This is a genomic window from Chloroflexota bacterium (genome assembly GCA_015478725.1).
In the GTDB taxonomy this organism is placed as follows: domain Bacteria; phylum Chloroflexota; class Limnocylindria; order Limnocylindrales; family CSP1-4; genus C-114.
This window is the reverse complement of record JADMIG010000001.1, coordinates 459315-478064: the sequence shown is the minus strand read 5'-3', so window position 1 is coordinate 478064 and position 18750 is coordinate 459315. Positions and strand designations below refer to the sequence as shown.

General features: G+C 68.0%; 25 protein-coding genes. 19 read left to right on the top strand and 6 right to left on the bottom strand.

Going from position 1 to position 18750, the window contains the following annotated elements; translation table 11 throughout:
* The first annotated feature begins 1 nt into the window (after position 1).
* Entirely contained in the window at positions 2-1714 is a 1713-nt protein-coding gene (locus IVW53_02190) for a hypothetical protein (protein ID MBF6604381.1), read from the top strand.
* A gap of 183 nt (positions 1715-1897) precedes the next feature.
* Positions 1898-3280, top strand: coding sequence for an alpha/beta fold hydrolase (locus tag IVW53_02185; protein ID MBF6604380.1), 1383 nt, complete (start codon positions 1898-1900; stop codon positions 3278-3280).
* A 30-nt stretch (positions 3281-3310) separates the two neighbouring features.
* On the opposite strand, the gene IVW53_02180 is transcribed toward IVW53_02185, so the two are convergent.
* Complete coding sequence (locus tag IVW53_02180; GenBank protein ID MBF6604379.1) at positions 3311-3808, bottom strand: hypothetical protein; 498 nt, start codon at positions 3806-3808, stop codon at positions 3311-3313.
* 137 nt (positions 3809-3945) lie between these two features.
* Here IVW53_02180 and IVW53_02175 point away from each other — a divergent pair, with 137 nt between their 5' ends.
* The 8 genes from IVW53_02175 (at position 3946) to IVW53_02140 (ending at position 7070) form a co-directional block, all read left to right on the top strand.
* Complete coding sequence (locus IVW53_02175; GenBank protein ID MBF6604378.1) at positions 3946-4182, top strand: type II toxin-antitoxin system Phd/YefM family antitoxin; 237 nt, start codon at positions 3946-3948, stop codon at positions 4180-4182.
* Entirely contained in the window at positions 4179-4556 is a 378-nt protein-coding gene (locus IVW53_02170; GenBank protein MBF6604377.1) for a type II toxin-antitoxin system VapC family toxin, read from the top strand. The genes IVW53_02175 and IVW53_02170 overlap by 4 nt, the downstream gene beginning before the upstream one ends.
* Before the next feature lie 189 nt (positions 4557-4745).
* Positions 4746-4985: a hypothetical protein gene (locus tag IVW53_02165; protein MBF6604376.1), complete on the top strand. Its 240-nt coding sequence runs from the start codon at positions 4746-4748 to the stop codon at positions 4983-4985.
* 38 nt (positions 4986-5023) lie between these two features.
* The gene (locus IVW53_02160; protein ID MBF6604375.1) at positions 5024-5518 is read left to right on the top strand and encodes an RES family NAD+ phosphorylase; all 495 of its coding nucleotides are present in this window, start codon (positions 5024-5026) and stop codon (positions 5516-5518) included.
* 71 nt (positions 5519-5589) lie between these two features.
* Positions 5590-5883 (top strand): helix-turn-helix domain-containing protein, encoded by a 294-nt coding sequence (locus IVW53_02155; protein ID MBF6604374.1) that lies wholly within the window; start codon positions 5590-5592, stop codon positions 5881-5883.
* Positions 5883-6356 (top strand): hypothetical protein, encoded by a 474-nt coding sequence (locus tag IVW53_02150; protein ID MBF6604373.1) that lies wholly within the window; start codon positions 5883-5885, stop codon positions 6354-6356. The genes IVW53_02155 and IVW53_02150 overlap by 1 nt, the downstream gene beginning before the upstream one ends.
* A 130-nt stretch (positions 6357-6486) precedes the next feature.
* A complete protein-coding gene (locus IVW53_02145; protein MBF6604372.1) occupies positions 6487-6729 on the top strand; it encodes a ribbon-helix-helix protein, CopG family in 243 nt (80 codons plus the stop codon).
* The gene (locus IVW53_02140; protein ID MBF6604371.1) at positions 6729-7070 is read left to right on the top strand and encodes a type II toxin-antitoxin system PemK/MazF family toxin; all 342 of its coding nucleotides are present in this window, start codon (positions 6729-6731) and stop codon (positions 7068-7070) included. The genes IVW53_02145 and IVW53_02140 overlap by 1 nt, the downstream gene beginning before the upstream one ends.
* Before the next feature lie 313 nt (positions 7071-7383).
* On the opposite strand, the gene IVW53_02135 is transcribed toward IVW53_02140, so the two are convergent.
* From IVW53_02135 to IVW53_02120, 4 genes are read right to left on the bottom strand one after another with little or no spacing between them, the layout of a single operon-like run.
* Positions 7384-7767, bottom strand: a complete 384-nt coding sequence (locus tag IVW53_02135) for a type II toxin-antitoxin system death-on-curing family toxin (protein MBF6604370.1) — start codon at positions 7765-7767, stop codon at positions 7384-7386.
* On the bottom strand, positions 7764-7988 hold the full coding sequence (locus IVW53_02130) for a ribbon-helix-helix protein, CopG family (GenBank protein MBF6604369.1): 225 nt from the start codon (positions 7986-7988) through the stop codon (positions 7764-7766). Before IVW53_02130 ends, IVW53_02135 begins: the two co-directional genes overlap by 4 nt.
* 18 nt (positions 7989-8006) lie before the next feature.
* Positions 8007-8483, bottom strand: a complete 477-nt coding sequence (locus tag IVW53_02125; GenBank protein ID MBF6604368.1) for a DUF2442 domain-containing protein — start codon at positions 8481-8483, stop codon at positions 8007-8009.
* Positions 8476-8709 carry a DUF4160 domain-containing protein gene (locus IVW53_02120; protein ID MBF6604367.1) on the bottom strand — a complete coding sequence of 78 codons (234 nt, stop codon included), beginning with the start codon at positions 8707-8709 and terminating at the stop codon, positions 8476-8478. The genes IVW53_02125 and IVW53_02120 overlap by 8 nt, the downstream gene beginning before the upstream one ends.
* A 241-nt stretch (positions 8710-8950) precedes the next feature.
* Here IVW53_02120 and IVW53_02115 point away from each other — a divergent pair, with 241 nt between their 5' ends.
* From IVW53_02115 to IVW53_02075, 9 genes are all read left to right on the top strand, one after another.
* Positions 8951-11941 (top strand): DEAD/DEAH box helicase family protein, encoded by a 2991-nt coding sequence (locus IVW53_02115; GenBank protein MBF6604366.1) that lies wholly within the window; start codon positions 8951-8953, stop codon positions 11939-11941.
* Positions 11942-12054: 113 nt separating this feature from the next.
* The gene (locus tag IVW53_02110) at positions 12055-12339 is read left to right on the top strand and encodes a DUF1778 domain-containing protein (GenBank protein ID MBF6604365.1); all 285 of its coding nucleotides are present in this window, start codon (positions 12055-12057) and stop codon (positions 12337-12339) included.
* Positions 12243-12902, top strand: a complete 660-nt coding sequence (locus IVW53_02105) for a GNAT family N-acetyltransferase (protein ID MBF6604364.1) — start codon at positions 12243-12245, stop codon at positions 12900-12902. Before IVW53_02110 ends, IVW53_02105 begins: the two co-directional genes overlap by 97 nt.
* Complete coding sequence (locus tag IVW53_02100) at positions 12895-15525, top strand: site-specific DNA-methyltransferase (GenBank protein ID MBF6604363.1); 2631 nt, start codon at positions 12895-12897, stop codon at positions 15523-15525. The genes IVW53_02105 and IVW53_02100 overlap by 8 nt, the downstream gene beginning before the upstream one ends.
* Before the next feature lie 60 nt (positions 15526-15585).
* On the top strand, positions 15586-16521 hold the full coding sequence (locus tag IVW53_02095; GenBank protein ID MBF6604362.1) for a hypothetical protein: 936 nt from the start codon (positions 15586-15588) through the stop codon (positions 16519-16521).
* Between the two features lie 2 nt (positions 16522-16523).
* Positions 16524-16949 (top strand): type II toxin-antitoxin system VapC family toxin, encoded by a 426-nt coding sequence (locus IVW53_02090; GenBank protein ID MBF6604361.1) that lies wholly within the window; start codon positions 16524-16526, stop codon positions 16947-16949.
* On the top strand, positions 16946-17353 hold the full coding sequence (locus tag IVW53_02085) for a DNA methylase (GenBank protein ID MBF6604360.1): 408 nt from the start codon (positions 16946-16948) through the stop codon (positions 17351-17353). The genes IVW53_02090 and IVW53_02085 overlap by 4 nt, the downstream gene beginning before the upstream one ends.
* Positions 17354-17441: 88 nt before the next feature.
* Positions 17442-17705 carry an AbrB/MazE/SpoVT family DNA-binding domain-containing protein gene (locus IVW53_02080; GenBank protein MBF6604359.1) on the top strand — a complete coding sequence of 88 codons (264 nt, stop codon included), beginning with the start codon at positions 17442-17444 and terminating at the stop codon, positions 17703-17705.
* Entirely contained in the window at positions 17702-18145 is a 444-nt protein-coding gene (locus IVW53_02075) for a PIN domain-containing protein (protein ID MBF6604358.1), read from the top strand. Before IVW53_02080 ends, IVW53_02075 begins: the two co-directional genes overlap by 4 nt.
* Positions 18146-18431: 286 nt before the next feature.
* Here IVW53_02075 and IVW53_02070 read toward each other — a convergent pair whose 3' ends face one another.
* Positions 18432-18629, bottom strand: coding sequence for a helix-turn-helix domain-containing protein (locus IVW53_02070; GenBank protein ID MBF6604357.1), 198 nt, complete (start codon positions 18627-18629; stop codon positions 18432-18434).
* Positions 18630-18750: the final 121 nt, after the last annotated feature.

Genomic DNA, 18750 nt, shown 5'->3' with positions numbered 1-18750 from the left:
CGTGACGGACGAACCGACCGCGGCGCCACCCCTGGACGAACCGACCGTGGCGCCACCCCCGTCGGCGGGTCGCTTCATCGCCGACGCCCTCCACCTCGCCGGCGTCCGGGTCGCGTTCACCGTGCCCGGCGAGAGCTTCCTCGGCCTCCTCGACGCCATGGGCGACGCGGGGATCCGCGTCGTGGCGACCCGCCATGAGGGCAGCGCCGCGTTCATGGCCGAGGCGTACGGCCAGCTCACCGGCCGGCCGGCAGCATGTCTGGCGACCCGGGCGGTGGGGGCCTCGAACCTCGCCATCGGGATCCACACGGCGCGCGCCGACTCGACGCCGATGTTCGCGCTCGTCGGCGGCGTCCCGTCGGATCTCCGCGGGCGCGAGGCATTCCAGGAGATCGACGTGGCTGGCTCCATCGGCCGCCTCGCCGTCCACGCCGTCGACGTCGAGGACGTCGCCCGCCTTCCGGCAGCCCTCGCCGAGGCGACGCGCCGGGCGCTCGGGGGCCGTCCGGGGCCCGTCGTCATCTCGGTCCCCGAGGATGTGCTCGACCGCCCGATGCCGGCCGGCGCCGCGGTGAGCCACGTCGTCCGGAGCCGGCCGCCGGACCCGGACCCGGATGTCGTCCGGACCGCACTCCGTCGCCTCATGGCCGCCGACCGCCCGATCATCGTCGCCGGCGCGGGCGTCCTGCGGGCGCGCTCGACGGCGGACCTCGTCAGCCTCGTCGAGATCGTCGAGGTCCCGGTCGTCGCGTCGTGGCGCCGGGCGGACGTCTTCCCCAACGACCATCCGCTCTACCTCGGCATGACCGGCTACGGCGCTCCCGGGACGGTCCGGGAACGGATCGCCGCTGCCGACGAACTCCTCGTCGTCGGCAGCCGCCTCAACGAGATCACCTCGGATCGCTATCGGGTTCCCGGTGGCGGGCAGCGCTGGACCCACGTCGACCTCGAGCCGCGCGAGGCGCGGGCGGGCCTCACGGCGCCCGATCTCGCGATCCAGGCCGATGCCCGGACCTTCCTCCGGATCGCCGTCCGCCTCCTTGGCGGGACCGTCCACGACAAGGCGCGTCTGGATGCCCGACGGACCGCGAACCTCGCGGATCGCGCGGCGTGGGAGGCCGCCACGATCGTCTCCGGCGGGGAGTGGGACGGTCCGGGCGTCCATCCGGGCCGCATCATCGCGACACTCGGCGAGGTCCTGCCCGCGGAGGCGGTCGTGACCACGGACGCCGGCAACCTCTCCGGCTGGCTCGCGCGGGGATACCGCTGGCGGAAGCCCGGCACGTTCCTCGGGCCCACCTCCGGGGCGATGGGTTACGGACTCCCGGCGGCCATCGCGGCTTCGATCGTGCACCGAGAACGGCCGGTCGTGGCCCTCGCCGGCGACGGCGGCTTCGCGATGACGATGGCGGAGCTCGAGACCGCCGTCCGCGAACACTGTCGACTCGTCGTCCTCGTCTTCGACAACCGACGGTACGGGACGATCCGGATGCACCAGGAGGCCCGCGGGACCGGGATCGGCGTCGGGACCGAGCTCGGCCCGATCGACGTCGCCGGGGTCGCCGTCGCCCTTGGCGCACGCGGTGTGCGGGTCGACGACGATCGGACGTTCGAGGCGACGCTCCGCGAGGCGCTCGCCGCGGACGGCCCCACGGTGATCCACCTGCCGCTCGCTCCGGCGTGGATCTCGGTCGACCGACCGGCGATCTCGTGACCCGACGGGTCGGATGAACGGCGGACCGGACCGCTGAGCGGCACGGTCCAACGCCTCCTCGTCGCCGGCGCCGTCGCCACGCTCGTCGCGGCGTGCAGCACGGTCACCCCGTCACAGCCCGCCCCGTCGACGGCCGCCATCCCCTCGTCGTCGGGGCCGCCGCCGGCTCCGAGCGTCCCGCCGGTGCGCTGGAGCGACTGCGGCAACGGCTTCGAGTGCGGCACGGTCCTCGTGCCGCGGGACTATGCGGACCCCGTCGGCGGCACGATCCTGCTCGCCCTCATCCGACTTCCGGCCATCGATCCGGCCCACCGCATCGGGTCGCTCGTCGTCAATCCCGGCGGCCCTGGCGCATCGGGCGTGGACTTCGTCCGGAACGACGCGGCCAGCCTGTTTCCGGGCGCGGTCCGGGAGCGATTCGACATCGTCGGCTTCGACCCGCGGGGCGTCGCCCGGAGCACGCCGATCCGCTGCGTGGACAACCTCGACCATTTCCTCGCCGCCGACCCGAACCCGGACACAGCGGCCGAGCTGGCCACGCTCCTCGACGGGGAACGCTCCTTCGTGGCCGGCTGCGAGCGTCGCGACGGCGACCTCCTGCCGTACGTCGGGACGGTGAATGTGGCGCGCGACGTCGACCTCATCCGGGCGGCGCTCGGCGATCCCGCGCTGACGTACGTCGGCTTCTCGTACGGGACGCTCATTGGCTCGATCTACGCTGACCTCTTCCCGGACCGGGTCCGGGCGCTGGTCCTCGATAGCGCGATCGACCCGACCGTCGATCTCGCCCATCTTCGGGTGGGCCAGGCGGTCGCATTCGAGGGTGCGCTCGATCGCTTCCTCGCCGACTGCGCACGCCGGGCGACGTGCGCGTTCCACAACGGCGGCCGGCCGGGTCCGGCCTTCGACGCGCTGATGCGCCGGATCGACACGAGGCCGCTCCCCGCGATCCTCCTCAGGGACTCGCGCCCGGTCGGTCCCACGTATGCCTGGGATGCGGTCATCGGCTCGCTCTACGCTCCCCAGGGCTGGCCGCTCCTCGCGGAGGCGCTGGCGCTCGCGCAACAGGGCGACGGCTCGTATCTCCTCGCCCTCGCGGATCCGCTCAACGGTCGCAACCCGGACGGCAGCTACTCCAACCTCGTCGATGCGAACAGCGCCGTCACGTGCCTGGACTTCCCGGGGCCGCGGAATGCGGCCGCGTACGAGGCGGAGGTGCCCCGGTTCACGGCACTGGCCCCGCGCCTCGGGGCGCTCTTCGCCTACAACGACGTCGACTGCGCGTTCTGGCCGGTCCCGCCGGCCCGGGTCCCGGCTCCGGCCTCGGCTGCCGGCGCGCCGCCGATCCTCGTGGTCGGCTCGACCGGCGATCCGGCGACGCCGTACGCCTGGGCGGTCGCGCTTGCCCATCAGCTCGTCTCGGGCGTCCTCATCACCCGGACGGGGGAGGGGCACACCGGCTACGCCTTCAGCGCGTGCGTCCGGGCGGCAGCCGACACCTACCTCCTCAGCCTCCGCCCGCCGGCGCCCGGCACGACCTGTCCGACGAGTCCCAGCGGACCGTAGGGGGCGGCTCGGTCCGTCACCGCGTCCCGATCAGGGCTTCCGCTCGGGCACCTCGCCGGCCAGGCCGGCGAGGCCGGCCACGACCGCGGCGTTCGGCAGCGCGCGGAGGATGGCCGGCGGCGCGACGACCTTCCAGGTGCGGCTCCCGCCGCCGAGCACGATCCGGTCGCGTGCCATCACCGCCGCATCGATCCAGACCGCCAGACTCGCGGGCAGACCGAACGGCGTCACCCCGCCGATCTCCATCCCGGTGATGGACCGCGTCTCGTCCGCGCCGGCGAACGACGCCTTGCGGGTCCCGAGGCGGTCGCGGACGGCACGGTTCACGTCCAGGCGATGGGTGGCGAGGACGATGCACGCGGCATACCGTCGCGGCTCGGCCTTGCCGACCACGACGATCGTGTTCGCCGAATCCTCGAGGGCGAAGCCGTATGCCGCGCAGAACGCCGCGGTGTCGGCGAGCGCCGGATCGCAGGCCAGAAGCTCCCAACCCGTGCCGAGGTCCGAGAGTGCCGCCTCGAGCCGCATGCGATCCGGGTCCGAGCTCACGTGGCGAACGATACCGCGCCGACCGGACCCGAGACAGCCGCGCGCCGCTGCGTCGGGAGCTCGCCCCAACTGAAGCGGGTTGACTAAGTCGGACTAGGCGCAGTAGCGTTGACGACGTGCCTGATCCGAGCGTCAACATCCACGAGGCGAAGACCCACCTTTCCCGGCTCGTCGAGCGTGTCGAGGCAGGCGAAGAGGTGGTCATCGCGCGCGCCGGTCGCCCGGTGGCACGGCTCGTGGCGTTCCAGCCACGGTCACAGCCGCGCGTGCCCGGTCTGTGGCGCGGTCTCGTCCGCGTCGCTGCTGACTTCGATCGAACGGATGACGAGCTTCTCGACACGTTCGAGCGATGATCCTGCTGCTCGATGCTCACGCCGTCCTGTGGTGGCTGGCGGACGACCCGCTGCTCGGTGCCCCGGCCCGTCGCGCGATCGCCGATCCGGCGAATGACGTCCTCGTCTCGGCGGGGACCATCTGGGAGATCGAGATCAAGCGGGCACTCGGGAAGCTCGACGCACCGACGAGTCTCGTCCAGGCTGTCGAGGAGGCGGGATTCGACGCGTTGCCGGTGACCGGCACGGACGCGGAGCGGGCTGGCCGCCTGCCGGCACATCATCGCGACCCGTTCGACCGGATGCTCGTGGCCCAGGCCGGCAGGCTCGACGCCGTCATCGTCACCCGCGACGGCGCGTTCGCCGCGTACGACGTGGAGGTGCTGCCAGCCTGAACGGCCTCAACCCTCGACATCACCCTCGACCAGGGTTGACTGAACGCTACAGGTTCGCTACGATCTTGCGACGCAAAGAGGTACGAATTGAGTTCCGCGACCGCGTATGCACTCGAAGTCAGGCGGGTTCGCGCACTTGGCGTCGCGACGGCTGACATCGCCTCTGCGACTGGCGCTGAACAGGGCACCGTGACGGCCTGGGCGCGAGCCAGCCGACGCCCGGCGGGGATCTACCGACAGCGCCTCCTCGAACTCGTGTCGCTCCTGGAGCGACTCGTCACCGTGATGGACCCGGACACGGTCCCGCTCTGGCTACAGAAGCCGCTCAGGGTGCTCGACGATGACAGGCCGCTTGATGCCCTCGCCGCAGGGCGCTACCGAGAGGTCTCGAAGCTCGTCGCAGAGCTGGAGAACGACTCGTTCTCCTGAGCGACCGCCCAACGGCCGCGTCGATACGCGTCACAGGCGTGTGGTGGCGGATCTCTCGCGGCGGCGCTGATCCGTTCGCGTGGACGAAGGATCCGGCCGACGGACGCTGGCAGGATGGCGACAACATCCGGGCGCTCTATCTGGGCGACAGTGAGGAGACGGCCTGGGCCGAGTGGTACCGGCATACCTCGGAGCTCGGCGTGCCACCCGACACCCGGCTGCCGAGAGACTCGTGGCAGATCCTCGTGGACGTGGCAGGCATCGCCGACCTGACCGCACCCGGCGTCCTGGCGACGCACGGCGTGCCTGAACTCTTCCCCTCGCGCCGCCAGTGGCCCCGGACGCAGGCCATCGGCCATGTCTATTGGCGCGATCGTCGCCGTGGCATCCTTGCCCCATCGGCAGCACACGTCGGCGGCCAGGTCCTCGCCATATTTCGACCAACGGATGACCCGATGAGCGGCGTGACGGCATCTCCGCCGCCTGTCCATCACGTCACGCTGCCGCCACTGCCGACCGGCCTTCGAACCTAGCCCTCTCCGCGGCCCGCTCGCTAGGGCTGGCTTGACAAGGACGTTCTGTGAAGTATCGTAGGTGATACCGCATGGAGCAACATACAATGCAGAAGAAGCAGTTCATCTCGCCGGCCGACGTAGCCCGGGAACTGGATATCAGCACGGCCACGGTCCTCCGAATGATCCACGCCGGTTCCTTGCCGGCGATCCGGGTGTCGGCGCGGATCTATCGCGTCCCGAGCGCGAGCTTCGAGATGTACAAGACGGGAATGCTTCGAGTCGCTGCGGCGGCCCCGCTCCGCCGCGTGAAACGACAGCCTCGACTCGGTGATGGCGAGGTTCTGCCGCAGCCGCGCCATGCGTCCGCTGCCACCGCTCGCTGATGGCGACGTTCACGGAACTGAGGAACCACCTCGGCAGACTTGCCGCGATCCTCTGGAACTACGGGGCATCGTTCCCTGTTCCGACGCTCGACCGGTACGAGGACACCTCCAATCTCGGGTTCACGTTCGCCGCGGATCTTGCCGGCTCCGATGTTCCGGGGCCGGCGATCATCAGGTTGTCCGAGATCTGGGTGCCTGGACCATCACCCGATGCGTTCACCCGCGAGGAGTACGAGTACGAGTTCGTGGAGCGCCCGCGCAATCGTCGTCGCGCGTTTCATTCGACCGACGTCGACTTCTACGCCCGAGCGTACGGCGTCCTCGTCCATGAGCACTGCGAGGAGATCCTCGGAGCGCCCGCCTGCGACCACTACTACGGGCTGCCCGTGACCGCCTACGAAGCGATCGATCGGTTCACGTCGACGTGGAGCCAGGCCGGTCCGCTGGGATGCGCAACGCTCCGCTGCATGTAGAAATGTCGGGGATCGCCGCCGTCGCGCCGACCGGCTCGAGCTTCGGCTGGAGCCAGGGGCTTGGCTCGGAGCTCGTACAGACCCTCGTTCCGTCGCCGTCCCGCGTTTGACGGCGGGTTATACTCCAGGTATGAAGACGGCCGTGTCCGTGCCTGATGACGTGTTCGAGCGGGCCGAACGTCTCGCGCGTCGTGAGGGTCGATCGCGGAGTGACGTGTACAGCACGGCCCTGCGCGAGTACGTCGCCCGGCACGCACCCGACGAGCTCACGGACGCGATAGACCGATCGATGGCCGAGCTGGATGACGACGCTATCACCGACACATTCGTCGCGACGGCGGCTGCCCACGTGATGGCGTCGAGCGAGTGGTGATCGCCCAGGGCGATGTGTGGTGGGCCGACCTGCCAGATCCGCCAGGCTCCGCGCCCGGATTTCGGCGCCCAGTCATCGTCGTCCAGTCCGATGCATTCAATCGAAGCGCGATCCGGACCGTCGTCTGCGTACCCCTCACGAGCAATCGGAGATGGGCGACGACCCCTGGCAACGTGGCCCTCTCGCAACGCGACACAAGCCTCCCGCGCGCCTCGGTGGCCAACGTCACCCAGCTCGTGACGCTCGATCGCGCGTCGCTGTCCGAGTCGGTCGGTCAACTCGCACCGCCCAAGCTGGAACTTGTACTCGCCGGGATCGACATCGTGCTCGGCCGCTCGTAGACGGCGCGAGATGACCGTCATCGACTGGTTGCTCGACGCCGATCCATCGGTCCGCGGTGAGCAGCTCCCGGAGGGCGGTTGGAACTGCGAGGTGGAGAACGGCGCGACGGTGTCGTCGTTCGGGACGACCATCAACGTCCTCGAGGGCCTGCTCGAGCACGAGCGATCGACCCCAGCTGGCTCCAGTTCTCGTTCCCGCACTGGTATCACTACGACATCCTGCGCGCGCTGGACTACCTGCGCAGCGCCGAGGTCGAGCCCGACGAACGGACGGGTAGACGGCGTGACGCACGCCGACTGAGCGACGCGCCGCCTACTCGACCGCCGTACGCCACCGCGCCAGGATCTCGGCGATCTGGGGCACATCGCGTCGCTCGCCGCTCGCGACGGAGACCACGAGCTCGAACGCGCCGTCTGACGCCGGTCGGACATCGGCGTCGTTCAGCCGGCAGAAGAGGCGAAGGGCGATCCAGCCGAGCCGCTTGTTGCCGTCGACGAGCGGATGCCCGGCCACGATCGACTGGAGGAGCGCGGCCGCCTTCTCGTCGAGCGTCCGGTACGCCTCCTCGCCGAAGGCGGTGGCCTGAGGTCGGGCGACGGCCGACTGGAGCAGGCCGATGTCGCGGACGTCGGCTCGACCGCCCACGGCGGCGTCGGCGGACGCGAGCAGGTCGTCGAGCTCGAGGTACTCGGTCACATGTTGCCGAGGCGCCGAAGCAGCTCGGCATCCTCGGCGACGATCCGCGCCAGGTGCTCTTCGCGGCGGCGGGTGCGGCTCGACACGTACGCCGCGATCGCCTCGCGCGCGACCTCCTGCATCGAGCGGCGCTCGCGTCGAGCGGTCTCTCGCAGGGCTTCCGTCTCCTCCGGGGTGAGTCGCAGCGTCGTGCCCGCCTGCGCGTCCTGCTGTGCCCGCAGGGGCGCGGGCGTGTTCACCTACCCAACTTCGACCGGCGCTCCACGTTGGATATCGTCCACGACCTCGATGCCGGCCGAGCCGAGCGAGTGCACGCCGAGGTAGCGGCGAAGATTCGAGCGCACCGCGCGCTTGGCAGCCGCCAGCGTGGAGCCGGAGCTCGTCAACCAGGTCCCCCGAACCGACGCGGTCCATCCACCGTCTTGGGGAACGTAGTCGACGGCGTACGAGCGTGCCGACGGGTCGGGCGGCGGCATCTCGCCCAGGCCGAGGAGCCCCGGGACCGATACTCCCTCATCGAGCGTGTCCCACCAGATCCCATCGCCATCGCCCTGGATCCTGAAGTCGCGGCGCTGCTCCTCCGTGCCGGCAGCCAGGAACCCGAACCACTCGATCGGCACGGTCAACTGGCGCCCGTCGACAAGATGGACGTGAACAGCGTCCGAATCGACATGGACGGCGCGGGCCCGGGGCCAGTCCCGCCACCGACTATCCATCAAAGTACTCATGCCAGCGTCTCAGGAACTCTAACTCGTGATTCGTGACGATCTCCTCGATCCGTGCGAGGTGCCGACGAGTGTATCCCTTGGCGCGTTCCAGTCCGGCGGGCGTCAGGTTGAACACCGCCGATCCGTCGGCCGACTCGACGTGGACGTGCGGCGGGTCATGCTCTCGGGAGTGGAAGAAGAACCGGTAGGGACCGATTCGGAGCAGGGTGGGCACGCCGACCTCGCGGATGGGTCGACGGGCGGCCATCATGCGCGCGTGCGCTTTACCACGGCTTACGACGCGCAGCATCAAGGCCGAGTTATCGGCGGAGATCCGCGATGACCGTCATAACCGGTAGCCTCGACGGCCCGCCAGATCACCGGCGAAGTCTGCGGTCCGGTCACGTAAACTCAGGGTTGATCGGACGGTCAGGTCGATGAGCGGGGGAGGGGAGCGTGGCGACGGAGCGGGCGACATGACCGCCGTTCCCATCGAGCACCCGGTTATCAACTCGCCCTACCACGAGCCGGTCCGTCACTTTGCGACGAGCCGGGATGGGGAGATCAGCGGCGAGATCGAACCGCGGCGGCGCCTCTCGGAGTTCTTTGTCCCGGTCGCAAAGCCCAGGAAGGCGTCACCTCAGCTTGCCATCCAGTTCGGCGCCGGCGTCCGCCAGCAACCGAACGAGATCGTCAACGAGATACGCCAATCCGTCGCGCGGTGGCGCGTCCAGGGCTACCCGCACACGACAGCACTCACGAGGGAGTTGCTGGCGCATTGGCAGGCCGAGGACCGCACGCGACGCCTTTTCTTCTGCCAGATCGAAGCCGCCGAGACCGCCATCTTCCTCACGGAGGCAGCCGAGAAGATCGGCGACAGCAAGGCCCTCAACACGATCCGCGCCGAGAACGGGCGCCTCAACGACGGCCTGCCGCGGATGGCCTTCAAGATGGCCACGGGATCGGGCAAGACCGTGGTCATGGGCATGCTCATCGCCTGGCAGGCTCTCAACAAGTTCGCCAACCCGTTCGACAAGCGCTTCAGCAGCCGCTTCCTCATCGTCACGCCCGGGATCACGATCAGGGACCGCCTCCGCGTCCTGCTGCCGAACGATCCCCAGACCTTCTTCCTCGCGATGGATCTCGTGAACCCGGAGCAGCTGGACCGGCTCCAGGGGGCGACGATCGAGATCACCAACTACCACGCCCTCATCCGGCGGGACAAGATCGAGGCGGCGTCGCTGACCAAGAGGATCCTGTCGCAGGGCGACACGGACAGCGAACGCTTCAAGGAGACCCCAGGCGAGATGGTCCGCCGCGTCTGCCGCGTCTTCGGGACGGCGAAGGACGTCGTGGTCCTCAATGACGAGGCCCACCACTGCTACACGCCGGCACCCCGGGACGCAGCGCAGGAAGGCACCCTCGACGCGGACGAGCGCAGCGAGGCCCGCCGCAACGAGGAAGAGGCCCGCGTCTGGTTCGACGGCCTGCGGGCGGTCCGGGACAAGATCGGGATCCGCTCGGTCTTCGATGTCTCCGCCACGCCGTTCTTCCTCAAGGGCTCGAGCTACGCAGAGGGCACGCTCTTTCCGTGGGTCGTCAGCGATTTCGGGCTGATGGATGCGATCGAGTCCGGGATCGTGAAGATCCCGCGCGTGCCGGTGGCGGACGACTCCATGGTCGGCGAGCTGCCGCGCTACCGCGACCTCTGGACGAACGTTCGTGACGCGCTGCCCCGCAAAGGCCTCAGGGACACGACCGTGGGGGAGGGTGACCCGATCCTCCCCAAGGTGCTCGAGGGCGCCCTGGAGAGCCTGTACGCCGACTACGACCGCTCGTACGGCGAGTGGCAGGGCGCCGGCATGGGCCGCCCGCCCGTCTTCATCGTCGTCTGCTCGAACACGAGCGTGAGCAAGCTCGTCTACGACTGGATCGCCGGCTACGACAAGCCGCAGCGGAATGGAACAACGATCTCGGCGCCGGGCCACCTGCCGCTCTTCAGCAACGTCGCGGACGGCGCCTGGCGGCAGCGGCCGGTCAGCCTCCTCATCGACTCGATGCAGCTGGACCGGGGCGACGCCCTCGATCCGGCGTTCAAGAAGGCCGCCGCTCGCGAGATCGAGGAGTACCGGCGGGAGTACGTCACCCGCTTTCCCGGGCGGAGCGCCGACGAGATCGAGGACGAGGACATCCTCCGCGAAGTCCTCAACACCGTCGGCAAGCCCGGGCGCCTCGGCGCGGAGATCCGCTGCGTCGTGTCGGTCTCGATGCTCACCGAGGGCTGGGACGCCAACACGGTGACGCACATCCTCGGCATCCGGGCGTTCGGGACCCAGCTCCTCTGCGAGCAGGTCGTCGGGCGCGCGCTCCGTCGGGCGAACTACGACCCGACGCCCGAGGGCATGTTCGAACCGGAGTACGCGGAGGTCCTCGGCGTCCCGTTCACGTTCCTCAGCACGACCGAGGCCGGCACGCCGCGGAAGCCCAAGCCGATCCTCACCGTCCGCGCGCTGCCGGAGCGAGCGAACCTCCGGATCGAGTTCCCACGTGTCGTCAGCTACCGCTTCGAGATGCCGTCCGAGCGCCTCACCGCGACCTTCGATCCGTCGAGCATCCTCGAGCTCTCGACTCGCGAGGTGCCCACGGAGACGCAGCTCGACCCGATCGTCGGCGAGATGAACCTCCTCCACCTGCCGCTCCGTGAGCAGCGGCTCAACACCGTCGTGTTCGCGGTCGCCAAGCGGACCCTCGACACCTTCTTCCGCGACGAGGACGGCGGCGAGCGGCCCTGGCTGTTCCCGCAACTGGCGTCGATCACCCGGCGCTGGATCGACGAGTGCGTCGTGCCGTACCTCGGCGACGGCGCCTACCCGCAGCTCCTGCTCCTCGCCGAGTGGAGCCACGCCGCTGCCGAGCGGATCCACCGCGCGATCGCCAGGGGCACGTACGGCGAGCCGCGCCTCAGCCCCACCCTCCGGATGTACGACCCGATCGGCTCGACCGACGACGTCGTCTTCGAGACGACGAAGACCTGCTTCGCGACGACGAAGAGCCACATCAACGCCGTGGCCCAGGACTCGAACTGGGAGTCGGAGCTCGCCCAGAAGCTCGAGTCGATGCCCGAGGTCGTCAGCTACGCGAAGAACCAGGGCCTCAACCTCAAGATCCCGTACACGTTCGAGGGCCGGGCAGCCAACTACGTGCCGGACTTCCTCATCCGACTCCGGGACGCCGACTCGACCGGCCCGGACGATCTCCTGACCCTGCTCCTCGAAGTCTCCGGCGAGGCGAAGAAGGAGAAGCAGGCCAAGGTCGCCGCGGCCCGCGACCTGTGGGTGCCGGCGGTGAACCATTGGGGTGGCCTCGGCCGCTGGGCGTTCCTCGAGGTCACCCACATGGAGAACGCCGCCGATCTGATCCGGGAGACGTTCCTGGTCCGGGCATCGACGTCGGCGGGCGCGCCATGACCCCACGTCGCATCGCGCTCCAGGTTGCCGGCAGCTCCAATGAGTGTGGTTGACAAGCGGCATGGCGACCGGCAAAGTACGTACATTAGCCGTACAAGGAGTTGACCGTGGCGCTGGCGCGAACCACCCGCCGCAAAGAGGAACGTCTCGAGTTGCGACTCGAAGCCGATCGTCGACGGCTGCTGGATCAGGCCGCCAAGGCGTCCGGCGTGAGCACCAGCGCGTTCGTGCTCGAGCACGCGACGCTGGCCGCCCAACAGACGCTCGCCGACCGCACGTCGTTCGTCCTGTCCCCGGAGCAATGGGATGCCTTCGTGGAGCTCCTGGATCGACCTGTCCAGCCGGTCGAGGGTCTCGCCCGATTCCTTGCTGGCCCGTCCGTTCAGGACCTGGAGTGAGTCGATACGCCCCCGTCGAGCTTCTCCACGCAGACCATGAGACATCGACGTTCGACTGCGGGTCCGATCAACAGACGATCTGGCTCCGTCGCTACGCACTGATCGCCCAACAGGCAGGCACAGCGCGCGTCTACGTCGCGTGTCGCGTGGGCGAGCGAAAGGTCGCGGCCTATCACGCCCTCGCAGCGGGATCGATGCTGCCCGAGGCGGCCTCCGCCAGGCTTGCCGCCGGTACGGGCCGATACCCAATCCCTGTTGTGATCCTGACCCGCCTGGGGGTCGACACTGCCGAACAGGGCCGCGGGCTCGGCAGTGCCGTCCTGCGCGATGCGATGAAGCGTGCCGCGACCGCGGCCGGGACAATCGGCATCCGAGCGCTCCTGGTCCACGCGGAGTCCTCGACCGCCGCGGCGTTCTATCGGCGAATCGACCCCGCGTTTGAGCCTTCGCCCGTCGAGCCGCTGCACCTGGTCCTCCTGATGAAGGACATCCGTGCCGCGATTCAGCGGGCCGCCGTCGATCAAGCCGCTGAATCCGATGACCCGCGGGTGAGCGATGGCTGAGAAGATGCGCCCGAAGGCCGCGACGCCGGTGCGGGCGATCGACCATCCCCGCGACACTCGCTCGAACATCCCGACCGCCGAGCTCGAGTCGTTCGCCCGCCCGGAGGAGAAGAGGCCCGCGATCGTGCGCTACCCCCGCGACACGGACAGAGATCCGCAGCTCGTCTGGAAGGGCAAGGACGAGCAGGACGCGGCCGACCTCGAGGTCCCGGCCGTCCCGATCTACATCCAGGAGACGATCGACCCGCTCGCGCTCGTCGAGGAGCTCCGGGCCGAGAGCGAGGGCCGACGCGCCGAGCAGCAGCTGGGCTTCTTCGCGCCGTACACGAACCTCACGTTCGAGGAGAAGGTCGACTTCTACCGCCACCCCGGCAAATGGTCGAACCGGATGATCCTCGGCGACTCGCTCCTCGTCATGACGAGCCTCGCCGAGAAGGAGGGCCTCAAGGGCCAGGTCCAGACCATCTACATCGACCCGCCCTACGGCATCAAATTCGGAAGTAACTGGCAGGTCTCCACGCGGAAACGGGACGTCCGCGACGGTAAGGACACCGACCTCACGCGCCAGCCCGAGCAAGTGCGCGCCTATCGCGACACGTGGGAGCTCGGGATCCACTCGTATCTGGCGTACCTCCGCGACCGGCTCTCGGCTGCGCGAGATCTGCTTACCGAGTCAGGGTCGGTGTTCGTCCAGATGAATGTCGAAAACGAACATCTCGTCCGGTCGGTCATGGATGAACTCTTCGGGGCCCAGAACTTCGTGAACACGATCGTCTACCGAAAGACCTCTGGCCTGAACAGCCCGGTTGCTCGGACCAACACGCTCCCTTCGTCAGCTGACATGATCGTCTGGTACGCTCGAGACCTCGAACGAGTGAAATACCGCGCTCTTTACGACCGGAAGACCTTGGATGAGGCCGGAGGGGATCACTATCGTCTCATCCAATTCCCGGACGGGAGCTCGCGCCCAATGACTGAAGACGAGGTCACGGGCCGCGTTCCCATGCCGCGCGGTGGACGGGCATATCAGGCCGACAACTTGATCTCGCAGGGCCACAGTGACGCGTTGTCGGTGGGTTTCGAGTTCGGCGCCAGGACCTTTACGCCGCCGACCGGCAGCCATTGGAAGACGACACCCCAAGGGCTCACGCGCCTTGCGCACGCCGGTCGGCTCCTCGTTGCATCGCAGACTCTTCGGTACCGCCGGTATTTCGACGACTTTGCCGTCATGGGCCTGAACAACGTTTGGACCGACATTGGCACGGATCCTGACAAGATCTTCGCCGTCCAAACAGCCACGGCCGCCGTCGCTCGATGCTTGCTCATGACAACGGACCCGGGCGACTTGGTCCTCGATCCGACGTGTGGTTCCGGTACGACCGCGTACGTCGCTGAGCAATGGGGCAGGCGTTGGATCACGATCGACACGAGTCGCGTCGCGCTCGCCCTCGCGCGGTCGCGGCTGATGGCCGCGAAGTACCCGTACTACCTCCTCGCGGACTCGGAGGCCGGGATCCGCAAGGAAGCCGACGTCACGGGCCACGCGCCGCCGAGCCCGATCCCGGCGACCACCAACGACGTCCGCCGCGGCTTCGTGTACGAGCGTGTGCCGCACGTGACCCTGAAGTCGATCGCCCAGAACCCGGACATCCGCGAGGGCATGACGCGCGAGGAGATCGACGCGGCGATCGCCCGCCATGCCGAGACCGAGACCCTGTTCGATCGGCCCTACGAGGATCGGAAGATCGTCCGCGTGTCGGGTCCGTTCACCGTCGAGAGCCTGTCGCCCCATCGGGTGCTCGTCACCGGACCCGAGGATGCCGCCGCCGGCGAGTCGATCCCGTCCGTCGATGCCGGCGCCTTCGTGACGACCATCCTGGACAACCTCCGCCGGGCCGGCGTCCAGAACACGAAGCGCGAGGAGCGCCTCACGTTTACCCGCCTCGATCCGTACCCGGGCGTCTTCGTCCAGGGAGTGGGGGAGGACACCGTGAGCGGGCAGGCCAGGACCGTCGCGATCGCGATCGGCCCCGAGTTCGGGACCGTTGGCCCGGAGCTCATCCGCGACGCCGCCAAGGAGGCCGTGAAGTTCGCCGATCTCCTCGTCGTGTGCGGCTTCGCGTTCGATCCCCTGGCGGGGGAGGAGGCATCTCAGCTCGGCCGCCTCACGATCCTCCAGGCCCGCATGAACCCCGACCTCGCGATGGGGGACGAACTCCTCAAGAAGACCGGCACCGGCAACCTGTTCATGGTCTTCGGCGAGCCCGACATCGACGTTCGCCCGGCGGGGGACGGCCAGATCAGCGTCGAAGTCCGCGGCCTCGACGTCTACGACCCGACCACCGGTGTGCTGCGCTCGTCGTCCGTCGACGACATCGCCGCCTGGTTCCTCGACACCAACTACGACGGCGAGGCCTTCTTCGTCCGTCACGCCTACTTCACCGGCGCCGACGACCCCTACGACAAGCTCCGCCGCGCCCTCCGCGTCGACATCAGCGACGAGGCCTGGGCCACGGTGAACTCCAACGTCTCGCGGCCGTTCCCGCGTCCGTCAACGGGCAAGGTCGCCGTGAAGGTGATCAACCACTACGGCGACGAGGTCATGAAGGTGTTCGGTGTCTGACGCAACGACGTACGCGGGTACAATCGTCGACCTTTCGCGAATCGGAACCGGGAGGAGCTGATGGAGTTACGCGACAATTCATGGCGCCGCGTTGTGACCCTCGCACTGCGTGGTTCCCGTTTCGACGGGTCCCTTAGGATCAGCGATCTTGAGGAGCTTGAAGCATTTCAAGCATTGCTCACCGAATTGGCTGGATCACTCTGGCGGAAGGGCAACCCGACGCGCATTCGCTTGCCGAAAGGCTTCGAAACAGCCACGCAGCTCCGCTTCGACCACGTCGACGTTGGGAGCTCCGCTGTCCCGCTGGAGGCTCGGACCACTCAGGCGATGCAAGGCGCGCTCTTCGACTCCGAGGAAGATCGTGACGCAATCTATGCGTCAGTAATTGCAGCTGTCGACTTAGCCTCTCGTAGCGTGATCGCCGCGAGCCGAGGCGAACGGTTACCGGATGATCTGCCCGCTACCTCGATTCGCCGCCTTGGCTCGCTCGGAACAACCCTTGGTTCAGCTGAGGAGCTCTCGATCCGCCCCGAGCGGTGGGATGACACAGCCGGCGTGCCCGTCGTGTCGGGCGAAGTCCGAGACCGGATTGCCGCGCTGGTGCCCGGGCGCTACGAGGACGAAATCAACGTGACAGGGCATGTGATGGCGGCGGATGTCGCGAATGGGCGGTTCGTCCTGCACGATCACGACGGCCGAGAGCTGCCAGGAACATTCAATAGTGCTCAGGAGCGTCAGATTACGACCGCCCTGCGGGATCACGACTCACTAACGGTTGAGATCGCGGGCCGAGCTATCTATGAGGCCTCGGGTCAACCCTTCCGTGTGGCCTTGGTAACCCGAATCCGAACCGTCGGGATCGACGAGCCCGGCCCTGAAGACTCTCGAACCCTCTGGGCAGCACTCGCCGATCTCGGGCGGACCAAGTCCATCGAAGGACTCCCTGCTGATGCTAGCGAACTCCTCGATGACTATCTTTACGGGGACCCGCATTGAGCATGGTGTTTGCGGACACGGAGTACTTCGTTGCGCTGATTAGCAAGAGCGACAAGCATCACGAAGATGCGGTCACTTACGCTGACTTGATTGAGCAGGATCGGACAGTGGTTCTCATCACCACGGATGCGGTGTTGGCCGAGGTACTCAACTGGTTCGCTCGCCGGGGCGAATCGTCGCGTTCTGCGGCGGTCTCTCTGGTTAGGCTTCTACTCTCAAGTCCTGCTAGTCGCGTGGAACCTCAGACGCGTGACGTCCTGAACGACGCCATCGGTCTGTACGCAGATAGGCCAGACAAAGACTGGTCCCTGACCGACTGCATCTCGCTAGTGATCATGGATCGCCTCAAAATCGACGAGGCTCTTGCATTCGACCACGCGTTCGTCCAAGCCGGAAAGCGCGCCCTTCTTCGTGGCGATCAGGCATGACCAAGAAGACCGGCACCGGCAACCCCTTCATGGTCTTCGGCGAGCCCGACATCGATGTCCGCCCAGCGGGGGACAACCAGATCAGCGTCGAGGTCCGCGGCCTCGACGTCTACGACCCCACGACCGGCGTGCTTCGCTCATCGTCCGTCGACGACATCGCCGCCTGGTTCCTCGACACCAACTACGACGGCGACGCGTTCTTCGTCCGCCACGCCTACTTCACCGGCGCCGACGACCCCTACGACAAGCTCCGTCGCGCCCTCCGCGTCGACATCAGCGACGAGGCCTGGGCGACGGTCAACTCGACGGTGTCGCGCCCGTTCCCGCGCCCCTCGACCGGCAAGATCGCGATCAAGGTCATCAACCACTACGGCGACGAGGTCATGAAGGTGGTTGCCGCGTGAGCGAGAGGACCCGTCAGCGGCCGTGCGATCATAAGTTGCGAGCATTGTCATGCTTTACAGTGTTGTCCCATGGGATATGGTATCGCCCATGAAGCACGCGACCATCTCGAAGGGCGGGCAGGTTTCGATCCCGGCCGAGGTACGGCATCGGTGGCGTACGAGTCGACTGTTCATCGACGACCGGGGGAATGAACTGGTGTTACGCCCGATCCCGGACGATCCGCTCGCCGCCGCACGCGGCTCGTTGGCCATGCGTTCAGGCGCGCCTGGTACCACATCGGATGACGTTCGAAAGAGCTCTCGTGAAGAAGAGGCGGAGGCAGACGCCAAGCGCAGGGGAACACGGCGCTGACGGTCTTCGATGCACAGGCGATCATCGCGCTGCTGCTGGACGAACCGGCGGCTGGGGCCGTCGAAGACGAGCTGCGTGACCCGACGCGCGGCTCGTGGATCAGCGCGATCAACCTCGCGGAGATCGTGGACGTGATGACCCGGGTGTTCGGGCAGGCGCCGGATGAGGTCCGAGCGGCGCTCCAGCTGCTTGACGCCGGAGGTCTGCAGGTCGTCCCGGTGGACGGTGACCTCGGCCTGGAGGCTGGGCGACTTCACGCACGGTTCTACGATCGGCGGCTGAGCCCGCTCTCGATGGCGGATTGCGTTGCTCTCGCGAGCGCGATGTCGTTGAACGAGCCGCTCGCGACATCGGACCCTGCTCTGGCGGTCGCGGCGCGCGCCGTGGGTGTCGTGGTCCTCTCGCTACCAGACACGCACGGTCGGTCGCCGACCACATGACCCGCAAACCCGTTCGGTCGGCCATGGTGGCGACATAACTTACCTTATCGGAAGTAGTTGGGAAGGTCTCTCCCGGCCATCAGCGCCCGACGAGCTCCTGCGGGGTCGGCATCGCCACGACATGGCCGGCACCGCGCCGCATGCGCTCGTCGATCGTCAGGAGCGGTGCGTCGTGGATCTGCGCCAGGACGACGTACTCGGCGTCGTACGACTTGGCCCAGCCCAGCGATCATGTCGTGCCCTGCCAAGGGACCCAGTGCGCCGCCGGCTATGCTGACCTGGAGGATCACGCTCGCATCGACGACGACTCGGCCGGCAGGTCGACCGTGTCGGCGAACCGGCCAAGGACTTCGTCGAGGTCCTTCTCGTCGAGCACGTGCTGCGTCCCGACCTTCGTCGCACGCAGACGGCCCTCCCGGATCCATCGGCGGATGGTCTCCGGGTTGCGTTGCGCCCGACGGGCGGCTTCCGGAACGGTCATCATCGCCGCACCTCCGCATGATGTCGTTGCATACTACAACGCACCTCCCACAGGGAGCGGTGGCGCGGCGGTCGGGCGGCGGGAATCCAAACGCCCGAAGGAACCGATCGGCTGCCAGCCCAGC